21 protein-coding genes and 1 riboswitch are annotated in these 19,421 nt (G+C 62.9%); of the genes, 1 reads left to right on the top strand and 20 read right to left on the bottom strand.

The features are described from left to right. The 4 genes from T8A63_RS11340 to T8A63_RS11325 form a co-directional block, all read right to left on the bottom strand. Entirely contained in the window at positions 1-405 is a 405-nt protein-coding gene (locus T8A63_RS11340; protein ID WP_322343862.1) for an HGGxSTG domain-containing protein, read from the bottom strand. Between the two features lie 262 nt (positions 406-667). Continuing rightward, positions 668-1,807, bottom strand: a complete 1,140-nt coding sequence (locus T8A63_RS11335; protein ID WP_322343861.1) for a helicase RepA family protein — start codon at positions 1,805-1,807, stop codon at positions 668-670. Then, complete coding sequence (locus T8A63_RS11330) at positions 1,804-2,334, bottom strand: hypothetical protein (protein WP_322343860.1); 531 nt, start codon at positions 2,332-2,334, stop codon at positions 1,804-1,806. The genes T8A63_RS11335 and T8A63_RS11330 overlap by 4 nt, the downstream gene beginning before the upstream one ends. Continuing rightward, positions 2,334-2,519, bottom strand: a complete 186-nt coding sequence (locus T8A63_RS11325) for a helix-turn-helix transcriptional regulator (protein WP_322343859.1) — start codon at positions 2,517-2,519, stop codon at positions 2,334-2,336. Before T8A63_RS11325 ends, T8A63_RS11330 begins: the two co-directional genes overlap by 1 nt. 82 nt (positions 2,520-2,601) lie before the next feature. On the opposite strand from T8A63_RS11325, the gene T8A63_RS11320 reads away from it, so the two are divergent. Then, positions 2,602-2,892 (top strand): hypothetical protein, encoded by a 291-nt coding sequence (locus tag T8A63_RS11320; RefSeq protein WP_322343858.1) that lies wholly within the window; start codon positions 2,602-2,604, stop codon positions 2,890-2,892. A gap of 60 nt (positions 2,893-2,952) precedes the next feature. On the opposite strand, the gene T8A63_RS11315 is transcribed toward T8A63_RS11320, so the two are convergent. The 16 genes from T8A63_RS11315 to T8A63_RS11240 form a co-directional block, all read right to left on the bottom strand. Next, positions 2,953-4,176: an IS256 family transposase gene (locus T8A63_RS11315; RefSeq protein WP_322343857.1), complete on the bottom strand. Its 1,224-nt coding sequence runs from the start codon at positions 4,174-4,176 to the stop codon at positions 2,953-2,955. Between the two features lie 23 nt (positions 4,177-4,199). Continuing rightward, positions 4,200-4,703 (bottom strand): hypothetical protein, encoded by a 504-nt coding sequence (locus tag T8A63_RS11310; RefSeq protein WP_322343856.1) that lies wholly within the window; start codon positions 4,701-4,703, stop codon positions 4,200-4,202. Continuing rightward, positions 4,700-5,998 carry a tyrosine-type recombinase/integrase gene (locus tag T8A63_RS11305; RefSeq protein ID WP_322343855.1) on the bottom strand — a complete coding sequence of 433 codons (1,299 nt, stop codon included), beginning with the start codon at positions 5,996-5,998 and terminating at the stop codon, positions 4,700-4,702. The genes T8A63_RS11310 and T8A63_RS11305 overlap by 4 nt, the downstream gene beginning before the upstream one ends. A gap of 181 nt (positions 5,999-6,179) precedes the next feature. Beyond that, a complete protein-coding gene (locus T8A63_RS11300) occupies positions 6,180-6,932 on the bottom strand; it encodes an ABC transporter permease (RefSeq protein ID WP_322343854.1) in 753 nt (250 codons plus the stop codon). Next, complete coding sequence (locus T8A63_RS11295) at positions 6,932-7,669, bottom strand: ABC transporter ATP-binding protein (protein WP_322343853.1); 738 nt, start codon at positions 7,667-7,669, stop codon at positions 6,932-6,934. The genes T8A63_RS11300 and T8A63_RS11295 overlap by 1 nt, the downstream gene beginning before the upstream one ends. After that, positions 7,666-8,349: a TenA family protein gene (locus T8A63_RS11290; protein WP_067625742.1), complete on the bottom strand. Its 684-nt coding sequence runs from the start codon at positions 8,347-8,349 to the stop codon at positions 7,666-7,668. Before T8A63_RS11290 ends, T8A63_RS11295 begins: the two co-directional genes overlap by 4 nt. After that, positions 8,346-9,293 carry an ABC transporter substrate-binding protein gene (locus T8A63_RS11285; RefSeq protein WP_322343852.1) on the bottom strand — a complete coding sequence of 316 codons (948 nt, stop codon included), beginning with the start codon at positions 9,291-9,293 and terminating at the stop codon, positions 8,346-8,348. The genes T8A63_RS11290 and T8A63_RS11285 overlap by 4 nt, the downstream gene beginning before the upstream one ends. A 36-nt stretch (positions 9,294-9,329) precedes the next feature. After that, positions 9,330-10,292, bottom strand: a complete 963-nt coding sequence (locus tag T8A63_RS11280) for a HesA/MoeB/ThiF family protein (RefSeq protein WP_322343851.1) — start codon at positions 10,290-10,292, stop codon at positions 9,330-9,332. After that, on the bottom strand, positions 10,289-10,885 hold the full coding sequence (locus tag T8A63_RS11275) for a thiamine phosphate synthase (RefSeq protein WP_322343850.1): 597 nt from the start codon (positions 10,883-10,885) through the stop codon (positions 10,289-10,291). The genes T8A63_RS11280 and T8A63_RS11275 overlap by 4 nt, the downstream gene beginning before the upstream one ends. Then, on the bottom strand, positions 10,882-11,643 hold the full coding sequence (locus T8A63_RS11270; RefSeq protein WP_067916119.1) for a thiazole synthase: 762 nt from the start codon (positions 11,641-11,643) through the stop codon (positions 10,882-10,884). The genes T8A63_RS11275 and T8A63_RS11270 overlap by 4 nt, the downstream gene beginning before the upstream one ends. Positions 11,644-11,646: 3 nt before the next feature. Continuing rightward, entirely contained in the window at positions 11,647-11,844 is a 198-nt protein-coding gene (gene thiS, locus T8A63_RS11265) for a sulfur carrier protein ThiS (RefSeq protein WP_317389537.1), read from the bottom strand. After that, positions 11,834-12,814, bottom strand: a complete 981-nt coding sequence (locus T8A63_RS11260) for an FAD-dependent oxidoreductase (protein WP_322343849.1) — start codon at positions 12,812-12,814, stop codon at positions 11,834-11,836. Before T8A63_RS11260 ends, thiS begins: the two co-directional genes overlap by 11 nt. Next, the gene (gene thiD, locus T8A63_RS11255) at positions 12,807-13,610 is read right to left on the bottom strand and encodes a bifunctional hydroxymethylpyrimidine kinase/phosphomethylpyrimidine kinase (protein ID WP_322343848.1); all 804 of its coding nucleotides are present in this window, start codon (positions 13,608-13,610) and stop codon (positions 12,807-12,809) included. Before thiD ends, T8A63_RS11260 begins: the two co-directional genes overlap by 8 nt. A gap of 66 nt (positions 13,611-13,676) precedes the next feature. Further along, positions 13,677-13,773: riboswitch (TPP riboswitch) on the bottom strand. Between the two features lie 111 nt (positions 13,774-13,884). After that, entirely contained in the window at positions 13,885-17,214 is a 3,330-nt protein-coding gene (locus tag T8A63_RS11250) for an error-prone DNA polymerase (protein WP_322343847.1), read from the bottom strand. Then, entirely contained in the window at positions 17,214-18,701 is a 1,488-nt protein-coding gene (locus tag T8A63_RS11245) for a DNA polymerase Y family protein (protein ID WP_322345712.1), read from the bottom strand. The genes T8A63_RS11250 and T8A63_RS11245 overlap by 1 nt, the downstream gene beginning before the upstream one ends. Next, on the bottom strand, positions 18,649-19,383 hold the full coding sequence (locus tag T8A63_RS11240; protein ID WP_322343846.1) for a hypothetical protein: 735 nt from the start codon (positions 19,381-19,383) through the stop codon (positions 18,649-18,651). The genes T8A63_RS11245 and T8A63_RS11240 overlap by 53 nt, the downstream gene beginning before the upstream one ends. Positions 19,384-19,421: the final 38 nt, after the last annotated feature.

Below are 19,421 nucleotides of genomic sequence, written 5' to 3'. Positions count from 1 at the left end.
CTAGGGTTTCATTCCGGGGCTGGGGTACATGTCTTCTCGCTTTTGATCGCCTGCACGCCATCGTGCCCATCTATCGCGCTGAGCCGCCGCAATACGTTTCCGTCCGTCGGACGTCCTTGGCCCTGTCGAGAGCCCTCCATGGGACTGGCAGCGTCGCTTTCCGGGGACAACCTTTGCTTCGCACGCAGCACCGTTTCTAAGCTTGGCACCGCAGCTCGGAAGTCGGTCATCAGGCAGAGGTCGATATTGCTCATCGAGGCCGATTTCTTTGAGGCGCTTACAGCTGCCTTCAAGACATAGGACGCACGCTAGCTGTTTACTGTGGTGCCATCCGGCCGTGAACGGGCATTTGCGCCACCAATGGCGCTCTGGTTCTGATGAGTTGGCCTGAGCATTTGTGGTCATTGGAGCGATGAAGTTTGGCGGTCGTCCCATACTTTAAGTTAACTTTTGTAAATGCCTGAGTAAAACCCTTGCTGAGGCGAAACGACTTTTTTTAAGGGAATTCATTGCTGCCCTAACTTGCCAAGAGGGGTTGAGTATTCAGACAGTATCCACCAGCGTGACGACTGTGACACCTCCTAGAGGTGTGTCACAGCCGTCACGGCAAATCTGGTCCGCACATGTCACGCACAGTGACGGAATGTCACGATTGTCATGGTGTGCATCAGTCATCGTCCTGACCTTGCACTCGCCAAACGTAGCCGCCAAACTCACGCACCTCATCCATGTCCATCAGCTTATCCTTGGCCCGCTTAAACGCTTGACGGGCGGCGCTTTCACTTACACCCGTTGTCAGCCCATGAACGCCACACTCTTTGCGCCAATCATCCACAGGAACGACCTCCCGGTTATGAGGCCATTCTTTGCCGCTCTTTTTCGTGCCGCCCTGGCGCAGCGCGTCATTAAGCGCTTGCATCGCCACCTCATTCCTGCCCCTAAGCGGCTTGCGCGTGGGCTTAGGAGGGTCAGCTAGATCCACCACTGCGCTTGTAACGTGCTCCCCATCCTCATCCAGACCAAGGGCCACCGAGCGAAGCTCGAAATGCAGTGGCTCAGGCGGCTCTTGATCGCGTTGCTTGCGTGATCGGATTTCCCATTCTGAGGTGACCTGGATTTCATTATCCACGGCCGCCCGGAGGGCAGAGGAACCACGCGCCCCACGATCCTCATCCTTGCCCGTGTGATGGATGACCATGACGTGCGCCCCCGTGGCCTCGCGGATCAGATCGCAGTTACGCACAAACATGGCCGCGTCCTTGGCCGTGTTCTCATCTCCCGCGCCCATAGACCGAGCCAACGTATCGACCACCACCAGGGCAGGCGCTTTGTCGGGCATGGCCTCACAGATTGCCAGGGCGTCACCTTGCCCGTGCAGGTCCAATCCGAGAGGCAGGAGGGTGAACGGTGCAGACGCCATGTCAGGGCGGTCAAGCTTGATTGCAGCAACGCGGTTGCGGATACCCGCCCCACCCTCAGCAGCGATGTAGAGAACCGGGCCGCCGTTCACGCGCTTACCGCGCCATGACTTGCTCACAGCGATGTGCATGGCAATATCGAGAGCCACAAACGTCTTGCCCGCGTTAGATGGGCCATAGAGCATAGACAGGCAATTCCGATCCAGCCAACCTTTGACCATGTAGTTGTTGGTCAACACTGGTTCGATTGTCGAAAGGCTTACGAGGCGACCTCTGATTTCGTCCGCGCGCGTTTCATGCACTTGCTCTTGAGGGTTTTCACCACGCGGCGGAGAATTGATCGCCTCCGGGTTACGCAAGCCGATGTTTGCGGGTTGGATAAACGTCATGTCGCTGCCCTCCCTTTTGCAAACTCAAGGAAAGCTGCTTGCCGCGGTTGAGGCATGGCATTGAAGCTGGCGAGGCAATACGCCTCAAGTGCCTCAGGTTCAGCCACGTCAGCCCAGGAAACCGCCTCATCCATGTGATTGAACAAGGGCGCAATCGGGGAGCTCGTGGCATCTGGCAAGACGGTCTCGGCCAACGCAACAATTTGCTTAGGCGTCAGGGACCGCAGAACAGCCCATGCCATGGCCAAGCGCTCTTTTTGCGTCAAACGTGCCGTCAACACTACCGTAAGACCATGCCACGCGGCAGCGTCAGCCAGTAGCAGACAATAACTCACACACCGGGACACGCGCTTGTAAGCGTCTGGCATGCACTTTGCGATACTGCTGCGATCATACCCCATTGCAATAACGGGATGACTTTCCGCTAAAGAAGAAGTATCTTCTTCGGGAAGCTGACCAGCTTTATATGTGTGTCGAGCGTCGTTGCGGGGTCCAGCCGCAACGACGCTTTTCTCTTCGTCCTTCATTATTCACCGCCTTTCTTGGCGGTTTCCCAGGCTTCCAGATCGGCAAGCTTCCAACGTGTGCAGCCGGGCGTGAGCATGACGGGCTTGGGAAAAGTTTTGTCAGCTTTAGTCCAGCGCCAAGGCGTAGAGCGGTGGACACCGTAGCGGATGGCGACCTGGGTGTCAGATAGATAGATATGCGACATACGACAAACTCCTGTTAGATGAGATTGTCTGCATTGTCTCGCGACCGTACCCGGACACGGCAGTGCACTGTCCGGACTTTCGATGGTGCTCTATGAGTTTTTCTTATGCCGCCTCCAAAGCTTTTCATTTGCAGCTTTGTTACCCATTCCACTTTTTGCAGCGTGTTGTGCGGCGGCCGAGATTGAAAATCCGTTGTTTATGCTGGTTTCCATGCGCTGCAATCTTGCTGAAACGTCCGGACTGCGAGCTTGCTTTGCCGCTTTGCCTCCTTTGGAAGCGTATTCCTTTATCATTCCGCCGCGGATTGCCAAATCCTCATACGTTTTGCCCAGAGCGGATCGTGTATGCGATCCAGCACTGAAAGCTAAGTGAGAGACCTCGGCAATAAGCTCATCTGGGAGTGTGCGTAATTTTGTGCCCTGACGCCTTTAGTTACGCCATGGGAAAGCGTTCTTCGAACATGATGGCGAGTTGGCTTTTAACACGGTGCCATTCACGCACAGATCGCTTCCACTCGACGGAAGTAGCATTGAGCGCCAAGAAGATCAACTTTGCTGCCGCCTCATCGCTCGGGAAGTGGCCTCGGGTTCGCACCGCACGCCGGATTTTTGAGTTCAGGGCTTCTATGGCATTCGTTGTGTAAATCAATCGGCGCACTTCGGGCGGGTAGTCGAGAAACGGGATCACCTCGTTCCAGGCTCGGCGCCAGCTCGGTGCAATGGCCGGATAGCGCTTGGCCAGATCGCTCTCCTCGAACTCGGCCAGCGCAGCCTCTGCTGCTTCGACGTCCAAGGCGGTGTAGACTGCCTTCAGGGCTGTCGCCACGGCCTTGCGGTCCTTGTAGCTGGCAAAGCTCATAGAGTGGCGCAGCAAATGAACGATGCACGTCTGGACCTGGGTTTCCGGGAAAGCCGCCTCAATGGCCTGGGGGAAGCCTTTGAGGCCGTCGACCACGGCAATCAGAATGTCCTGAACGCCCCTGTGACGTAGATCATTCAGAACCTTTGCCCAAAATTTGGCACCCTCGTTGGCCTGGAACCACAGCCCCAGAACGTCCCGGGTGCCGTCTGGACGGATCGCCAAGGCTACGAAGACCGCCTTGTTCGAGACCGCTCCATCACTGCGGATGTTGACGCGGATCGCATCCATGAAGACGACGGGATAGCAGGGTTCCAGTGGCCGGCTCTGCCAGGCGGTGACCTCGTCCATCACAGCCTCAGTGATCACCGATATCAAGCTGGGTGATGCCTCAAAGCCGTAAATCTCTTCAATGTGCCCTTGGATCTCACGGGTCGTCATTCCGCGTGCATACATGCTGACGATCTTGCGGTCGAACTCGGGAAAACGACGCTGATACTTGGCGATCAACAGCGGATCAAAGGTGCCGTTGCGGTCGCGCGGAATATCCAAGATGACCTTCCCACTGTCGGTGGTCACAGTCTTCTGGCTGCTGCCATTACGACGATTGGGCGGATGGTTCTGGCCCTCCGCGACACCTTCTTCGCGCTCTGCCCCAAGATGTTCCTCCATCTCAGCTGTTAAAGCGCGTTCTGCCAATGCTTTGGTCAACTCGGCAAGAATGCCCTCCTTGCCGAATAGGTCGCCAGAGGACCGGCCTTCCATCAGTTGGTCTAATAGCTTTTTGTCGATGCTCATACGTGGGTCTCCTTATAGAGCAGTTACCACGCCAGAGCACAAAATTCAGGACAGTCCCGCTCATCTAACCATAGTCGCTCGTCTGGATTAAGCTCTTGTCGCATCCAAGAACCAATCTGGTCGATGTCGCCCAGCATTTGGAGCGCCTGTTCTGCGTGTGCGCGACGGGATAGCTCGAGGGCCCCTTCGGTGACTTCGTTGACCTCAGTGTAGCTGGCTAGTTTTGTCTCAAGGGATGTCCGAGCCTTTTGCCATTCTTGTAAGGCGGAGTCGGGCTCTCCATCTAGGATCGCGTCCAGCTCGCCAAGGTGAAGAATTTCAGCCCCGCCTCGCCATTCTTCAGTAACTTCATCTGGTCGAGCGTACTCCTCCATTTCCTCGACGCCATTGCGTCGTTTAACGCGTGGAATATCTTGGCGAAGACAGTCTCGCAAAATCGCGACCTCTTCCTTGTCTTCTGAGTGATAGAACCACTCCTCGACTTTCGCCCAATCGCGGTCTTTGTAGTGATCGCGCCAGTCTGTCATTCTGCACTCCGGTCTGTAACCGCTGCTCGGAAAGATTGATGTGAGGTGAGATAGTCTGCCCAGGCGGCCATCATTGCGCGACGTTTTTCAACCATATCACCGCGCCGGTAGGATGCTTCCACCGCATTGCCAATCTTGTGAGCCAGCGCCACCTCAGCCATATCGCCGGGGAAATGAGTGCGCTCCGCAACCCAATCTCGAAACGTACTGCGCAGCCCGTGAGGAACAGCTGGACGATTGTTCACGCGGTCGACGAACCCAGCCCGACCCGCGCTCACATCTGCGACATGCAAGCGCTTCATGGCAGCACTAAGCGTCATGTCAGACATCTCTCCGCCTCGAGGGGCGGGAAAGGTGAGGGGATTGTCCTGCATGCGAGGCAGGGATGCCAGTAACGTCACAGCGTCCCGTGTGAGTGGTACACGGTGTTCTCGTTCCATTTTCATGCGAGCCGCCGGGATAACCCATAGTCCCGCCTCCAGATCAAATTCCTCCCAAGCAGCTCCACGCACCTCTTGAGATCGGGTGGCTGTAAGCGCCGCGAACTCCAAAGCCCGCGCACCCATGCCGTCACGTTGGCGTAGGGCCTGAAACCATCGAGGGGCATCCTCGATCTTCACTGCCGGATGGTTCTTCTGTTGTGCGATCTTTGATGCGGCGGGGAGAAGCTCTTTCAGATTTCCTTTCCAGCGCGCTGGGTTGTCGCCGATACGATGTCCGGACACTGTGGCCCACGACAGTACGGTCTCAATGCGACCGCGGAGCCGTGAGGCGGTTTCGGTTTTGCTCTGCCAGATCGGCTCCAGAACCCTTAGCACGTCCTGCACGGTTATTTCGTCAACCAGCAACTGACCCAGCTCTGGCATAGCGTAGGTCTGCAAGGTGTTCTGCCACTGCTGGCGGTGCTTGAAGTTTTTGAAGGCATCAAGTTTCGCAGCAAGACACTTGTCGGTCGCTTCTGAGAAGGTCAGGCCGCGACGACGTGCGGACACCAAAGCTGCCTGGGCTGCTTTGCGCTCCTCCACGGGGTCAATGCCACGCCGTATCTGATCTTTGGCTTCTCGTGCACGCTCACGTGCCTGCGCTAACGATACATCGGGAAAGCCGCCCAAACCGATTTCGCGGCGCTTATCGCCAACGGTTACGCGAAGAAGCCAAGTGCGCCCACCATTACGGGTAATTTGCAGCATCAAGCCTGAGACACCACCTACCGCAAATGTAGCGTTGCGGTTCGTGGTAGTGTGACGCAACCTTTTCACTTCAAGTGCCGAGAGTTCCTTAGCGATACGCGGCATATATATACCCTCCTACCTACCCGCCTTTAAACATGCAGTGTTTTGCAGCGTACAGCAACAACAAGCGACATCAGCACACGATAAGCTCTTCTATCAGGATGAAATTAAAGACATTTCGCAACAATATGCGGCGGGTCGATGGCGGGCACCTCCTCCGCCACCACATTCATCGCGCGGCCCCTTACAGATAGTACCGTCGTGCCGCCCAGCGGGCGAGCGCTTCGACCGCGGTCCACAGCAGCAAGGACAGCGCCGCCAGCACGATCAACGCTGCGAACATCAGAGCAGTTTGGCCGCGGCCATTGGCCATGAGCATCAGATGCCCCAAGCCGCGGGAGGAACCGACCCATTCGCCGATCAGCACGGCGAGGGGGCCGTACACCACCGCGAGGCGCAGGCCCGAGATCAGGCCGGGCACCGCATGGGGCAGGCGCAGCAGCAGCGTTTCGCGCCAGCGGTTGGCGCCAGAGAGACGCGACAGATCGCCAAGGCCCGCAGGCAGCGCCATCAGCCGGTCGAAGAGAGCAGAGGCGATGGGGAAATAGGTGACAAGCGCGATGGTGACGATTTTGGACGGCATGCCGTAGCCAAGCCAGAGGGTGATGACCGGGGCGAGGGCGAAGACAGGCACGGCTTGGGCCACCACCAGCATCGGGCGCAGCAGCCAGCGCGCGCGGCGCGAAAGGGTCAGCAGCAGCGCTGTCTCAATGCCCAGAAAAATCCCCACGCCCAACCCAAGTGCCAGATTGCCCGCCGACCACAGCGCATTCTGCCACAGCAGCGCGGCATTCACGCCCAGCGCCTGCACGACAAGCCATGGCCCCGGCAGGATGAAACGCGGCACCCCGCTGAGGGTGACCACAAGCTGCCAGATCGCCAGAGCAAGCGCAAAGCATACCGCGCCGCGCCATAGTCTATGCCCCACATGCGCCATTAAGCGACCTGCGCGGGTGCGGCCAGCCCCATCCGGCGGAGGAGATCGGCTTGGGCTGCGAGGGTTTCAGGCGCGTCGATCTCGCGTGGTGGACGCGCTTCGGGCAGGCTGCAGGGCGTGATCCCTTGGTGGCTCACGACCCACGCATGATCGGCCAGCCGTAGGGCTTCGGCAGGGTCATGGGTAATCAGCACGACAGTCCGCCCGCAAAGCAGCCGCGCCGCCAAGTCTTGCATTTTAAGGCGGGTCACCACGTCGAGGGCAGAGAAGGGTTCATCCAGCAGGACAACGGGGCGATCTTCGTAGAGGGTACGCGCAAGGGCGACGCGCTGGCGCTGACCGGCGGAAAGCTCGGCGGGTTTGCGGCCCCCTTCGGCGGCGAGGCCCACATCGACCAGAAGCGCAGTGGCGCGGTCAGGAACCGCGCGCGCTCCACGCAGGCGGGCGGGGATGGTGACATTTTCCATGGCGCTCGCCCATGGCAGCAACTGATCATCCTGCGCCATCAACGCGACACGGGGCGCGAGGGGCCGATCGTCATCGGCTGCGATGCGCCCGTTTAGGCGGGCGGCAGAGGGCAGGCCCGCCAGAAGGCGCAACAGCGACGTTTTCCCAACGCCGGAGGGGCCGAGCAGCACGTTCCATTGCCCGGCCCTGAAGGTGATATCGAACCTGTCGATCAAGGGGGCAGCGGCCCCCTGCAGCGCACCCGACAGATGAATCGCAGGCGCCGTCATGGTGCGGCGGGCGCAAGCGCCATGCCCCAGAAACCAACCTCAAGCCGGGTCGCGGTATTGAAACGCTCTTGCAGGGTTTTGGCGCGCGGCAGTGTTTTCCATTCCGCGCTCAGACGCCGCCGCAATGCGCCGTCGATCAAAGCACCAACATCCCGGCAAAGCGCTTGGTAATCTTCACCGCCATAGACGGCGCACCAATCGGCATAGGGGCCATCATTGCCCCGAAGGCTCAGCCCAATCTCACCATAGCCCAACATACAGGGCGCAAGTGCGGCCATCAGATCAAGGAAATCACCGGAATAGCCTGCCTCTAACACATAGCGTGTATAGGCGAGGTTGCCCGGTGCCTCTGCCGTGGCCTCAAGCGTGGCGCGGTCGATGCCTTGGCGGGCACAGGTTTCCACATGCAGTGGCATCTCTACATGAACAAGCGCATGAACCGTGGCACTGGCTGCGGCCATCTCATCCAGCGTTTCCGCCTTGGCTGCGGCGAGCGCCCATGCGCGGGCGAAGTGGATCAGAAAGACATAGTCCTGCCGTAGATAGTGCAGATAGCTGGCCTGTGGCAGCGTCCCCGCGCGCAGCTCTTCGACAAAGGCATGGCGGATGTAGTCCCGCCACGCCTCTCCGGCGCCGCTGCGCCATGCGGCAAAGGCATCGCCGTAGTCGGGTGCCGTCATGGCTTGGCCTGCGCGGTGACATCGACCACCAGATCAGCGGCGGGGATCACGGTCTCGACCACACCGCTTTCCTGCATGAAAGCCTCGAACCGGTCGTAGCGCCCATGATCCACGGCGGCGGGGCGGGTGGCGAAACGCGGCCATGTGTCTTCCCATGCGCGGGTGTTCAGCTCGTTGCGCAACTCGGCATCGGAGGCAAAAAAGGTCTCGCCGCTGGCAGCCGGATCGTTGACGATATCGGCCGCGGCACGTTCGGTGGCACGCAGGAAGCGCGCGATCATCTCGCGGTCCATCTCCTCGGCATGGGCGACATAGATCAGCTCGTCATAGGCGGGCACGCCTTCGGCCTCGGGATAAAAGCAACGGCCCTCATGGCCTTCGATCTGCATCTGGTTCAACTCGAAATTGCGGAACGCGCCGATCACGCCGTCGACCTGACCCGACATCAAAGCGGGCGAGATCGACCAGCCGATATTGATCTGCTCAACCTCAGAGGGGGCCACGCCATGGTGGCTCAGCATCGCGTCCAGCAGCATTTCTTGCACGCCTGATACCGCAAACCCCACCTTGCGGCCCTTAAGGTCGGCCACCTTTTGCACGGGACCATCCGCGCGCACGACAAGGCAGGTCAGCGGGGTCTCAATCAGCGTGCCGACACGGCGGATGTCCAGCCCTTCGCGCTGCGCAAGGTGCAGCTCTGGCTGGTAGGAGACCGCCAGATCCACCCGGCCCGCCGCCACCATGCGCGGCGGCTCGTTCGGGTCGGCAGGAGAGATCAGTTCAACCTCCAGCCCCGCATCGGTGAAATAGCCCTTTTCATCGGCCAGAATGATCGGCCCGTGGTCAGGGTTGATGAACCAGTCCAGCATGACGGTCATCTTGTCTTGGGCCAAGGCCGGGGCGGCGATCAATGTCAGGGCGAGGGGGGTAAGGATGTGTTTCACGAAAGGCTCCATTTTGTGGTTTTGTTCAAGAAAGGGTCAGGCACCGGGCAGGGCCAGCAGGGCGATTTCTCCCGGCCAGCAGGCGCGGAGGGTGTTGGCCGCGTGATGCGCGCGCAGGCCGGTGCGGCAGGCGAGCACGATGCGCGGTGTGTGTGGGGGCAGCGGCAGGTCCGGCAGCGCCTCGGGGGGGACATGGCGCGCTTGGGCTGAGAAGGGCGCGGGCGCTTCGGCGCGCAGGTCAATGACCATATCGCGCGGGGCGATCTGGCTCTCGGCGATGAAATTTACGGGCGACGCAGGTTCGGGAGCGCTTTCAAAGCGAAAGCCCGACATCCGCCATTGTGCGGCGTCCCAGATCATCAGCTGCCCGAGCGGAGAAGGCGACAGCCCCAGCAGCACCGACAGCGCCATCTGCGTCTGCGCCGCGCCGATTATTCCCACCACGGGGCCCAAGACGCCCGCCGTGGCACAGGTGGCCGCCGTCTGCGGCAAATCAGGGAAAATCGCGCGGAGAGAGGGGGCAGGCCCGCAAAAGCCGCCAACATAGCCCGACAGCCCAAGCGCCGAAGCCGAGATCAGTGGCTTGCCTTGCGCCAAGGCCAGATCCGAAAGCGTTAGGCTCGCGGCGAAAGTATCCGCGCAGTCGAGGGCAATATCGCACTCCGCCAGCAATCCGGGGGCGTTGGCGGGGGTAAGCCATTCAGCACGCGGGGTGAGCGTCACCTCCGGGTTCAGCGCCGCCATCGCCTCTGCCGCGGCGGTGACCTTGGGCCTACCGATATCGCCCATCCGGTAGAGCGGTTGGCGGTGCAGGTTACTCATCGCCACCACATCGCCATCGACCAATGTGATCTGCCCAACACCGGCCCCGACGAGATATTGCAGCACCGGCACCGCCAGCGCTCCGGCACCAACGACCAGCACATGCGCGGCGGTAAGCCGTTCCTGCCCCTCGGCACCGACCTGCGGCAGAATGGTCTGGCGGGCGTAGCGGCTCATGCCGTCACCTTGAGCCATTCGCGCATCCGCGCTTCGGGGTCGGCATTCAGCGTGATATCCGTGACCGCCGCCACTGTATCGGCCCCGGCGGCAAAGGCCCCCGGCGCGCGGGCGACGCTCATCCCGCCGATGGCGCAAAGCGGGATATCCCCGATCCGCGCCTTCCATTCGGTCAGCCGGTCGAGGCCCTGTTCGGTCCATTTCATCTTTTTCAGAATGGTCGGATAGACCGGACCCAGGGCGATGTAATCGGGGGAGAGGGCCAGCGCGCGGTCAAGTTCGGCGTGGTCATGGGTGGAGAGGCCCAGTTTCAGCCCCGCGCGGCGGATCGCGGGGATGTCGGCTGTGTCCAGATCCTCTTGGCCCAGATGCAGCCACTCGGCCCCCAGTTCGATCGCCAGTTGCCAGTGGTCATTCACCACCAGCAGCGCGCCGTGCTGGCGGCAGAGGTCGAGCGCGGTGGTGATCTCATCGCGCAGCAGGTCATGGGGCGCGTCTTTGACGCGCAACTGCACCAGCTTGACGCCCAAGGGCACCGCCCGCGCAACCCATGCAGCACTGTCAAAAACGGGATAAAAACGCGGCAGGGTCATAGCCAAGCCTTTCCGATGACGGGGGTGGAGGGCACCGCCATATCGCGCTGGCCCATGGGGCCGGAGGCGGCGGCAAGCGCCCCCGCGCGGCAGGCCAGCGCAAAGGCCTCGGCCATGGCAGCGGGGTCGCGGGCTTCGGCGACGGCGGTGTTGAGGAGCACCGCGTCGAACCCCATCTCAAGCGCCTGCGCGGCATGGCTGGGCAGGCCGAGGCCCGCGTCGATCACCATGGCCACCTCCGGAAATGCCGCCCGCAGGCTGCGCAGCCCGTGCAGGTTGTTCAGCCCCAGCCCTGACCCAATCGGCGCGCCCCAAGGCATCAACACCCGGCAACCCGCATCGACAAGCCGCCCGGCCAACACCTGATCTTCGGTGGTATAGGGAAAGACCTCGAACCCATCGGCGCAAAGCGCCTCGGCAGCCTCGACGAGCCCGAAGGGGTCAGGCTGCAGCGTGTCGGCATGGCCGATGACCTCAAGCTTGATCCAATTGGTCCCGAAATACTCCCGCGCCATCTGTGCCGTGGTGATCGCCTCCCGCGCCGAATGGCAACCGGCAGTGTTGGGCAGCAGATGCACGCCGAGCCCGCGCACCATATCCCAAAACGCCTGACCCGCGCCCTGTTCGCGGCGCAGCGAAACGGTTGCGACCGGGGCGGCACTTTGGCGAAAGGCGGCCTCCATCACCGCGGGCGAGGGGTAGCGCGCGGTGCCCAGCATCAGCGGCAGGGGCAGGGTGGTGCCGTAGAAATCGCGCATCGCTCAGCCCCCCTGCATGGCGCTGAGCACTTCGAGCTGGTCGCCGTCACTGAGCGTCGTCGCGCCCCGCGCGCCTGCGGGGACGAAATTGCCGTTGAGTGCGGTGGCGACCTTGGCTTCGCCCCAGCCAAGCTCCACCAAGACCGCGTTAAGCTGCGTGGCAGTGACCTCACGCGCTTCGCCGTTCACTTCAATTTTCACGAAATAAATCCCCCGCTGTCGCTGTTGCAAGAAAGGCTGCGGCCTGTTCTGCCAAGGCCGGTGCCATCAAAAATCCGTGCCGAAACAATCCGTTAAGGTACAGCGTCGCGCCGCGTTGCACGATGCCGGGCAGGTTGTCGGCAAAGGCCGGGCGCAGGTCGGCGCCCATCTCAATGATCTCGGCTTCGGCAAAGCGCGGATCGAGCGCATAGGCCGCCGAGAGCAGTTCCAGCGCCGAGCGCGCGGTCATTTGGGCGCGGCTGGCGCTTTCGATCTGGGTTGCGCCCAGCATGTAAATTCCGTTCCCGCGCGGCACGACGTAAAGCGGGTGGCGCGGGTGCAACAGGCGGATCGGGCGGGTGAGAGTTACATCAGGCGCTCGCAGCAAGATCATCTCACCGCGCACCGCCCGCAGACCGGGCAGGTCGGCGCTGGCGGCCATGCCACGGCAGTCGATCACCGGGCCTGTGACCTCCGAAGGGGTGAGGGGCGTGGTCTCGACCTTCACCCCTTGGGCGGCGAGCGTTTGGGACAGATCATGCAGCGCTTGGCGCGGGTTCAGATGCGCTTCTTCGGCAAAGAACAGCCCGCGCCGATGACGCCCTGCGAGGTCCGGTTCTAGGGCCGCGATGGCCTCGGCATCGCAAGTGCTGTGGCTTTTGGTCCGGTCGGCAAACCGCTGGATCTCAGCGCGGTCCCGTTCCGGGGCGAGGACCAGCGTGCCCCTGTGGGTGACCTCGGTGATCTCAGACCAGAGCGCCGCGGCACGCCGCCCGTTGGTCACCACCGCAGGCTCGCTCAGCGCGCCTTCGCAAAAGGGCGCGAGCATCCCGCCCGCCCACCATGAACAGCCATGCGGCCCGGGCGTGCCTTTGCGGTCGACCAACCGGGGCCGCAGCCCCTGCGCCAGACAGGCCCGCGCGGCCCAAAGCCCCGCAACGCCTGCGCCGATGATGGTGACGTCACTCATGGGACCAAACCGCGTGGAAGTGGTGGACCGGACCGTGGCCGCTGCCGATGTTGAGGGTGTCGGCAGCAGTAATGGCGCGTTGCAGATAGGCGTGGGCCGCCTGTACGGCGTCTTGCAGTGTCTGCCCCCGCGCCAGACCCGCGGCGATGGCGGCAGAAAGGGTGCAGCCGGTGCCGTGGGTGTTGGCGGTGTGCTGGCGGGGCGCGGAAAGGCGCAGGGTTTCATCCGCGGTGATCAGCAGATCGACGCAGGTCTCGCCCTTGCCATGCCCACCCTTCATCAGCACCGCGCCGGGACCGGCAGAGAGCAGGGCGCGGCCCTGTTCCAACATGGCGGCCTCATCGGTGGCTTCCGGCCTGTCCAGCAGCCGTGCGGCCTCGGGCAGGTTTGGCGTTAGTACATGGGCCAAGGGGAGCATCCGGTCACGCAGGGTCGCCACAGCCTCGGCAGAGAGCAGCGCATCGCCGGATTTTGCCACCATCACCGGGTCGAGTACCACAGGCGCGGCGCAGCCCGCCAGTCCCTCGGCCACGGCGGTGATCGTTTCAGGATCGCCCAACATGCCGATCTTCACCGCACCGATTGCCAGATCATCAAAGACTGCCGCCATCTGTGCCCGGATCATTTTGGGGGAGATCATCTCAACCCCGGTCACCGCGTGGGTGTTTTGCGCCGTCACGGCGGTGAGCACGCTGGCCCCGTAAACGCCAAGCGCGCTGAAGGTCTTGAGATCGGCCTGAATCCCCGCCCCGCCGCCGCTGTCGGACCCCGCAATTGTTAGTGCTTGAAACGCCATTTGGCCCCCATGTGTTAGATGGGCCAAGGGCGTGTGGATACGGGATAAACGACGGGCCGCATGGGGCCGATGCTTGGTTCCGTTCCCTACGCCGGTACGACCCGGATCAGGTTCGATGGGTCGGTTTTCACCTCTCAGCCTTGCGGCACCCCAACGGATTGCGGGCAGGCTAGCGAGGCGGGGTGGCAGGGTCAACTGGTGATGGTTAATTTATGATTTGTCGTTCTGTATCAACTATTTGCGAGTCACACTTGATCAAATACATGAAGATTCGTTAATGAAAATCCCGCGACTTCGGGATCACCCGCGCATCGCGCGGATGGCTATGTATCGCCACCTGACCGGGCAGCGGATGGGTCGGGTGATCGCCCCGCGTGGTGATGCCGGGCATCGGTGCGTCCGACAGCGATGCAAGCCTGTCAGAGCGGTCCTCAAGCCGGTCGGCCACCACATGGATCACCCGCCCGTCGGTCTGCACGCGCCCTTCGACCACCAGCAGCCGCGCGGCCATGATCGTGGGGCGGTAAAGCTTGAACATATTGGGCCAGATCACGAGGTTCGCCACGCCGCATTCATCCTCCAGCGTGATGAAACAGACCCCCTTGGCGCTGCCGGGTTTCTGGCGCACCAGCACCAGCCCGGCGAGTTTCACCCGCCGCCCGTGGCCCATTCGCCCCAAATCGCGGGCCGAAGCAAACCCCTGCGCGGCAAGGCTGCTGCGGTAAAAGGACATTGGATGCGCCTTGAGCGAGAGCCGCAGGGTTTGGTAATCGGCCACGACCTGTTCGGCCTTCGGCATCACCGGTAGGGTGACCTCGGGCTCCGGCCCCTGAGCCGCGGCCTCGGCATGGTCAAAGATCGGCAAGGCGGGCGCGTCGCGCAGCCCTTGCGCTTGCCAGAGCGCTTGGCGCCGGTCGATCCCCATGCTCCGCATCGTGTCGGCGGCGGCAAGCTGGCGGATTGCCTTGGCGTCGAGGCCGGCGCGGGTCTTGAGGTCTTCGACATCCGCGAACGGCGCCTCGCGCCGGTCCATGATCCGCGCGGCGGCTTTTTCCTGCAACCCGTCCACCATGCGCAGCCCCAGCCGCAGGGCAAAACCGTCGCCGCAGGGCTCCAGCGTGCAGTTCCAATCGGAGTAATTCACATCAACCGCGCGCACCTCAACCTGATGCTCGCGGGCGTCGCGCACAATCTGGGCGGGCGCATAAAATCCCATCGGCTGGGAGTTCAGCAGCGCGCAGGCAAAGGCCGCCGGGTAGTGGCATTTCATCCAACTTGAGACATAGACCAGCTTGGCAAAACTCGCTGCATGGCTCTCGGGGAAGCCATATTCACCGAACCCCTTGATCTGGTCAAAACAGCGCTGCGCAAAGACCGGGTCATAGCCGCGTTTGGTCATCCGGCCCACCATCTTGTCTTGCAGCTTCTCGATCGTCCCGCGCGAGCGGAAGGTGGCCATGGCCTTGCGCAGCTCATTGGCCTCGGTCGGGGAAAACTGTGCCGCGTCGATGGAGATTTTCATCGCCTGTTCCTGAAAGATCGGCACGCCCAGCGTCCGGCTGAGGATGCTGAACAACTCGTCCTGCGGATAGGCCGGGCCGGGGGCGGGGTAGACGACGCTCTCCATCCCCTGGCGGCGGCGCAGATAGGGGTGGACCATGTCGCCTTGGATCGGGCCGGGGCGGACGATGGCGACCTCGATCACCAGATCGTAAAAGACCCGCGGGCGCAGTTTCGGCAGCATGGCCATCTGCGCACGGCTTTCCACCTGAAAGACACCCAGACTGTCGCCGCGGCAGAGCATGTCGTAGGTGGGTCGCCCGGTGGCGTCGTCCTCGTGATCCTCCACCGGGACGGTGGCCAGTTCCAGCGGGCGGTCGTAATGCGCCTCGATCAGATCAAAGCATTTGGCGATACAGGTGAGCATGCCAAGGGCGAGGATATCGACCTTGAAGATCTGCAGCGCGTCGATGTCGTCCTTGTCCCATTCGATGAAACTGCGCTCGGGCATGGCGCCGTTGCCGATGGGCACGATCTCGGTCAGGGGGCGTTCGGTCAGGATAAAGCCGCCGACGTGCTGGCTCAGGTGGCGCGGCATGCCGATCATTTGGGAGGCCAGTTTCAGGACCATGCGTAGATAGGGGTCGGAGAGGTCCAACCCCGCCTCGCGGGCGCGGGCGTCGTCCATCTGGCCCTCGAAACTGCCCCAGATCGTGCCCGCGAGTTTCGAGGTAACGTCTTCGGAAAGCCCCATCGCCTTGCCGACCTCGCGAATGGCCGAGCGCGGGCGGTAGTGGATCACCGTGGCGCAAAGCCCGGCGCGGTGGCGGCCGTATTTGCCGTACATGTATTGGATGACCTCTTCGCGCCGCTCATGTTCGAAATCCACGTCGATGTCGGGCGGCTCATCGCGTTCTTCGCTGAGGAACCGCTCGAACAGCAGGTTGTGCACCGCCGGGTCGACCGAGGTGATGCCGAGGCAGAAACAGACCGCCGAATTAGCCGCCGAGCCGCGCCCTTGGCAGAGGATCGGCGGCTCAGCTTCCTCGCGGGCAAAGCGCACGATGTCGTAGATGGTCAGGAAATAGCGGGCGATCTTTTTGGCGGAGATGAGCGCGAATTCCTTCTCGATCGTCTTGGTCACCGCCTCGGGCACGCCTTGCGGGTAGCGGCGGGCGGCACCCTCCCATGTCAGCCGCGCCAATTCCTCCATCGGGCTGCGGCCTTCGGGGACGATCTCATGCGGGTATTCGTAGGCCAGATCGGTGAGGCGAAAGGTGACCCTGTCCGCCAGCCGGCGCGTCTCGGCGATGGCATGGGGCCAGTCGGTGAAGAGGCGGGCCATCGCCTCGGGCGATTTCAGGTGCCGCTCGGCATTGGCGGCCAAGAGATAGCCCGCTTTCGGCACGATCACGCCTTCGCGGATCGCCACCATCACGTCTTGCAAGGGCCGCCGGTGGCGCGCGTGATAGAGCACGTCATTGGTGGCCAAAATCCTCAGCCCATGGGCGCGGGCCAGTGCATCGAGCCGGTTGATCCGCGCCCGGTCATCTCCTCGGTAGAGGAAACTCGCCCCGATATGGTGCATCTCCGGCAGCGCTTTCACCAGACGCGGCAGGCCAGCGGCAAAGACATCAAGGTTTTCGGGTGGCATGAGGATGAGGTGCAGCCCTTCGGCGTGTTGGCTCAGCATCTCCAGCGTCAGATGGGTCTCACCCTTTTGCTGCCATGCGCCGTCCACCGATTGCATCTTGCCCGCCGACAGCAAGGTCGAGAGCCGCGCATAGGCGGCGCGATCTTGCGGGTAGGTCAGCAGTTCAGTCCCACAAAGCAGCACCAGCCGCGCACCGATCAGGGGGCGGATATGGGCCTTTTCCGCCTCCACATGCAGCCGCACCACACCTGCCAGCGTGTTGTGATCCGCGATGCCGAGGCTGTCATAGCCGTGGTGATAGGCCATCTCGATCAGGTCCACGGCGTCGGAGGCCGCGCGCAGGAAGGAAAAGCAACTGGCCAGCCCAAACTCCACGTACTCCGCCCGCGGCGGGGCGGCAAAACCGTCTTCGCCCAGCGTTCGGCGTTTATGTCCTTCTTGCTCGGGCATCAGGCGAAAAGCCCATGCAAAAACCAGCGCGGCTCGGCCCCGCGACCGTCATAGATCACCCCCTCGCGGTAGAGCCAGAAGCGCTGTCCGCCCTCGACCTCCACCTTGTAGTAATCGCGCAGCCGGGTGCCGGGGCGGTCGCGCCACCATTCGGGCGCGATGCGTTCGGGGCCGGTGTGGCGCGTGGTTTTATAGGTGACGCGCCGCCAGTTGAACTGCGAGGGCGGGCCTTCGGGCACGGCATAGATCACGCGCACTTCCTCGGGCGGAGTTAGCAGGCGCAGGGGGCGCTCGCGCAGCAAGGCGGGTGCGGCGGTGGGGGTGCCGTGCAGGGCGTCGACACGTTGCTCCACCCGTTCGGGCTTATGGGTCTCGCGCCATTGCGGCCAGTTGACCTTGTCCGCGCCCAGCTTCGCGGCGAGCCGGTCGAGCAGCCCGGCCACATCCGCCGAAGGGTCGCGTTTGCCGTCGAGGTGGTCTTGCATCAGCGGCAGCGGTTCGCTGGTCAGCGCCTCCAGCGTCAGCAGGTCAAAGCCGAAGCCGCTGTCGATGTTTTCCAGTTTGCCGTCGAACAGCCTGCGCAGATGCGCGGGGTCACGGCTGGCCCGCGCCGTGGCGACCCCAAGCGCGCGCCAATCGCCGTCGATGCGGTAGATGGTCAGGCGCAACCGCCGCGCGCCAAGCTCGGCGCGGGCCAGAAGGGTGCAGAGGTTATCGACCAGCGCGGGCAGATGCGGGGCGGGGTCGATCACCGGCTCAGGCAGGCGGCTGCGGGTTATGAAATGGCGATGATCCGGCGGGGCGTTCAGCGGGTCGGGCGCCTTGCCGAGGGCTTTGTCGAGCAGGATCAGCGGGTTGCGATCGGGCTTGAGGCTGGCGAAGCGGCGCATCAGCGCGGCGCGGGGCAGATCGCTGAGCGCGCCAATGGTCTTGAGGCCAAGACGGTCCAAGAGCCGTGTGGTCTGCGCATCCAGCCGCAGGGCGGCGACGGGCAGGGGGGCGAGGGCGGTGGCCACGCCCTCAGCCCCGCAGATCTGCGCGCCGGAGCCGAAGCGTGCCAGTGCCTGCGCGGCACCGGGAGTGGGGGCCATGGCGACCCGCGCGGTCAGCCCCTGTAGCGCAAAACGGCTGCGGATGTCGCGCAGCATGGCGACCTCTCCGCCGAACAGATGGGTGCAGCCGGTCACGTCCAGCAGCAGGCCATGGTCCTGATTCCGCGCCGTCCAAGGGCACCAGCGCCGCGCCCAATGCACCAGCCGTTGGATCAGCGCCTCATCGCCCTCCAGATCGGCGGGTTCCACATGCAGATCGGGGTGGATCGCTTGCACATCGACCACCCGCGCGCCCGCCTCGATCCCGCGCATCGTGGCGGCAGCGCTCAGCCCATGGACCACCGGCCCATGGGTTCCGTCGCGCGACAGGACGACGGGCACCTCATCCCCCGGAACGCTGCGGTATTGGGCGATCACCCGGCGCCACCGCTCCATCGTCAGCATAGGGAACCAGACGGAGACGATCCGCGGCGCGGGGGCTTTGGCCTTTGTCGGGGTCATGGGCAGCCACCCATCGGCCCGGCGCATGGCCACGCGCGCGAAACAGCTCTAAATCCCAGCGGGCCGCGCCGGGGGCCTGTGCATCGTATGGATGGGCCTGTGAGGGCAGCGAGGAAATGCGCCAACGCATCCGCGCCGCGCTCAAGCCGCAGGGATCGCCGCTGCGAATGAGATAGAGCGGCACATTTGAGGCCTCGGCCCGAAGCGAGAGCCGTTTGGTGGCGGTGAAATCCAGCACCTCCGGCCCGCCGTGCACCTCGCCGATCACGGCAGAAAGCCCCGCACAGGCGGCCCCTTCCTCCATCGTCCAAAGCACGTCGCGCGGGTGGCTGACGGTGACCAGCAGCACCGGCTGTTCCAGCCCGAAGTCGCGCAAGCTGGGCGTATAGGGCGCCCCATTCTCGCGCCGCGACAGAAAGTCCTGCACCCAAAGCACCGGCCCCTTGCCACGCGGCAAGAGCGACAGCACGAAGGCACTGGCCGGGGCCGTGGCGAAGGCCCCCGGAAAGACATCCGTCAGCGGCGCGTGTGCTGCCAGAACCCCCGGTTCGGGGGGTGTCGACGGCAGCCGCCGCGGCAGGGTAAGGACCTGCCCATATGTAGAATCGGTTGTCATGCACGACTCCATATGTTCACATTTTGTTCTGGTTATAA

The organism is Sulfitobacter sp. OXR-159 (genome assembly GCF_034377145.1).
Taxonomy (GTDB): Bacteria; Pseudomonadota; Alphaproteobacteria; order Rhodobacterales; family Rhodobacteraceae; genus Sulfitobacter.
This window is presented reverse-complemented; position numbering and strand designations above follow the sequence as displayed.

What these genes read in the sequence shown, in the direction of transcription:
- T8A63_RS11340 (WP_322343862.1), bottom strand. Translation starts at nt 405, where the DNA reads ATGACCACAAATGCTCAGGCCAACTCATCAGAACCAGAGCGCCATTGG.
- T8A63_RS11335 (WP_322343861.1), bottom strand. Translation starts at nt 1,807, where the DNA reads ATGACGTTTATCCAACCCGCAAACATCGGCTTGCGTAACCCGGAGGCG.
- T8A63_RS11330 (WP_322343860.1), bottom strand. Translation starts at nt 2,334, where the DNA reads ATGAAGGACGAAGAGAAAAGCGTCGTTGCGGCTGGACCCCGCAACGAC.
- T8A63_RS11325 (WP_322343859.1), bottom strand. Translation starts at nt 2,519, where the DNA reads ATGTCGCATATCTATCTATCTGACACCCAGGTCGCCATCCGCTACGGT.
- T8A63_RS11320 (WP_322343858.1), top strand. Translation starts at nt 2,602, where the DNA reads ATGGTGCTCTATGAGTTTTTCTTATGCCGCCTCCAAAGCTTTTCATTT.
- T8A63_RS11315 (WP_322343857.1), bottom strand. Translation starts at nt 4,176, where the DNA reads ATGAGCATCGACAAAAAGCTATTAGACCAACTGATGGAAGGCCGGTCC.
- T8A63_RS11310 (WP_322343856.1), bottom strand. Translation starts at nt 4,703, where the DNA reads ATGACAGACTGGCGCGATCACTACAAAGACCGCGATTGGGCGAAAGTC.
- T8A63_RS11305 (WP_322343855.1), bottom strand. Translation starts at nt 5,998, where the DNA reads ATGCCGCGTATCGCTAAGGAACTCTCGGCACTTGAAGTGAAAAGGTTG.
- T8A63_RS11300 (WP_322343854.1), bottom strand. Translation starts at nt 6,932, where the DNA reads ATGGCGCATGTGGGGCATAGACTATGGCGCGGCGCGGTATGCTTTGCG.
- T8A63_RS11295 (WP_322343853.1), bottom strand. Translation starts at nt 7,669, where the DNA reads ATGACGGCGCCTGCGATTCATCTGTCGGGTGCGCTGCAGGGGGCCGCT.
- T8A63_RS11290 (WP_067625742.1), bottom strand. Translation starts at nt 8,349, where the DNA reads ATGACGGCACCCGACTACGGCGATGCCTTTGCCGCATGGCGCAGCGGC.
- T8A63_RS11280 (WP_322343851.1), bottom strand. Translation starts at nt 10,292, where the DNA reads ATGAGCCGCTACGCCCGCCAGACCATTCTGCCGCAGGTCGGTGCCGAG.
- T8A63_RS11275 (WP_322343850.1), bottom strand. Translation starts at nt 10,885, where the DNA reads ATGACCCTGCCGCGTTTTTATCCCGTTTTTGACAGTGCTGCATGGGTT.
- T8A63_RS11270 (WP_067916119.1), bottom strand. Translation starts at nt 11,643, where the DNA reads ATGCGCGATTTCTACGGCACCACCCTGCCCCTGCCGCTGATGCTGGGC.
- T8A63_RS11260 (WP_322343849.1), bottom strand. Translation starts at nt 12,814, where the DNA reads ATGAGTGACGTCACCATCATCGGCGCAGGCGTTGCGGGGCTTTGGGCC.
- thiD (WP_322343848.1), bottom strand. Translation starts at nt 13,610, where the DNA reads ATGGCGTTTCAAGCACTAACAATTGCGGGGTCCGACAGCGGCGGCGGG.
- T8A63_RS11250 (WP_322343847.1), bottom strand. Translation starts at nt 17,214, where the DNA reads ATGCCCGAGCAAGAAGGACATAAACGCCGAACGCTGGGCGAAGACGGT.
- T8A63_RS11245 (WP_322345712.1), bottom strand. Translation starts at nt 18,701, where the DNA reads ATGGAGCGGTGGCGCCGGGTGATCGCCCAATACCGCAGCGTTCCGGGG.
- T8A63_RS11240 (WP_322343846.1), bottom strand. Translation starts at nt 19,383, where the DNA reads ATGACAACCGATTCTACATATGGGCAGGTCCTTACCCTGCCGCGGCGG.